Origin of the sequence: Micrococcus sp. HG099 (assembly GCF_024723355.1) — a bacterium.
Taxonomy (GTDB): Bacteria; Actinomycetota; Actinomycetes; order Actinomycetales; family Micrococcaceae; genus Micrococcus; species Micrococcus endophyticus.
Map to the genome: position 1 here is coordinate 1 of NZ_JANQCJ010000226.1, position 1,886 is coordinate 1,886.

The 1,886-nt window shown below is 79.8% G+C and carries 2 protein-coding genes; one reads left to right on the forward strand and one right to left on the reverse strand.

Translation table 11 applies throughout. The features are described from left to right. The coding region (locus tag NWP10_RS11805; protein ID WP_258301032.1) for a folate-binding protein YgfZ at positions 1–1,204 on the forward strand (1,204 nt) is incomplete at its 5' end. Positions 1,205–1,261: 57 nt separating this feature from the next. Here the strand turns inward: NWP10_RS11805 and NWP10_RS11810 are convergent. After that, positions 1,262–1,886, reverse strand: a 625-nt coding sequence (locus NWP10_RS11810; protein WP_258301033.1) for a hypothetical protein, incomplete at its 5' end; no start/stop codon positions are given.

Consider the following 1,886-nt stretch of genomic DNA (forward strand, 5'->3'; position numbering starts at 1 on the left):
GCGCAGCCCCCTGCTGGACCTCGCGTCGGCCGAGCCCCACGGCCCGGCAGGCGGCGCCGTCGAGGGCGTCGGCCCGGACGCGGGTGTGGCCGCCCACTACGGCCGCCCGCTGCCGGAACAGCGCGCGCTGGCCCGCGGCCGGGCGCTCGTGGACCTCTCGCACCGCGCCGTGCTGTCCGTCTCCGGCCCGGACCGCCTGACCTGGCTGCACACCCTGGGCACCCAGCACGTGGCGGACCTGCCGGCGGGCACCAGCACGGAGATCCTCTTCCTCGACGCCCAGGGGCGCATCGAGCACGCCGCCCACCTGCTCGAGGACGGCGCCGCCGCCTGGCTCGTCACCGACCGCGAGGACGGCCCCGGCCTCGCCGCATGGCTCGCGTCCATGCGCTTCTCCCACCAGGTGACGCTGCGCGACCACACCGGCACCGTCGCCGTCGTGGGCTCCACCGCCCCCGTGCCCGGCTGGGAGGACCGCACCGTCTGGGTCGACCCGTGGCCGCACGTGGGCGTCGGCGGCTGGGCCTACACCGCGGACCCGCGCCCCGAGGCCCACCCGGGCGCGGACTGGAGCTGGCGCGAGCACCTCGTCACCCGGGCCGACCTCGAGGCCACCGTCCGCACGCTCGGCACGGGCGCGCTGGAGGGCTGGTCCCTGGCCGGCACGACGGCGGCCGAGGCCCTGCGCATCGAGGCCGGCCGGCCCCGCATGGCCACGGACGTGGACGAGCGCGCCCTGCCGCACGAGCTGGACCTGCTGCGCACCGCCGTCCACCTGGAGAAGGGCTGCTACCGCGGCCAGGAGACCGTGGCGCGCGTGCACAACCTCGGCCGCCCGCCCCGCCGCCTCACCCGCCTGATGCTGGACGGCTCCGTGCACGCCCTGCCCCCGCACGGCGCCCCGGTGATCCTCCGCCCCGCCGAGGACACGCCGCAGGCCCGCGCGGCCGCGCGCCCCGTGGGCGCCGTGACCTCCTCGGCCCAGCACCACGAGGCCGGTGCCGTGGCCCTGGCCCTGCTCAAGCGCTCCGTCCCCGTGGACGCCGAGCTGCTCGTGCGCGAGGACCTGCCCGGGGACGCCGAGGCCGGGGACGCGGCGGACGCCGCCGAGACCGGCTGGATCGCCGCCGCCCAGGAGCCGCTGGTCTCCCCGGAGGCCGGCCAGGTCGTGGGACGCCCCCGCGGCGTCGGCCGACTGCGCTGAGCCGCGCCGTCGGCGCTGAGCCGGGCGGCCGCGCTGAGCCTCGCGGTCCCCGCCGGCTCAGCCGAGCGCGAGCACCGTCCGCGACCCCACCGGCTCCAGCCCCACCGCGATCGCCACGTGGTGTCCGGGCGTGTGGCCGGCGCGCACGTGCGCCACGGGCAGCAGGCCCTCCAGGGCGGCGCGGTCCATCGCCACGGCCGCCGCGTAGCGGCCGAGCCCGTGCCCGCGCAGCCGGGGCACCGTGAGCACGCCCAGCTCGGCGAGGATGCCGCCCGAGACCCGGTGGCCCGCCGCGGCGACCGGCGCCTCGAGGCCGTGTCCCGCGCCGTCGTCGGGGACGAGGGACGCGGAGGAGGTCCAGGCGTGGGCGGCCGCCTCGGCCAGGTCGTCCGCGGGCGCCTGCGCCGCGACGGCGAGCGCGTGGGCGGGGTCCGCGGAGACGGCCACGGACCGGGAGGGCTCCAGCACCGGGGGCTCCTCGGCGGCGTACAGGGTGAACTCGCCGCGGGAGCGCACGGCCGCCCCGCCACCGGCCCCGCCGCCGGGCGCCGTGCCCGCGGCCGTGCGCAGCAGCGCGGACTCCACGCCGAGCACCTCGGCGGGCACGTCCCGGCAGGCGGCCGCGAACCCGGCGGGGGCTGGCTCTTTTACACATCTTGCGCCGCCGGCCGACCTACGCCGG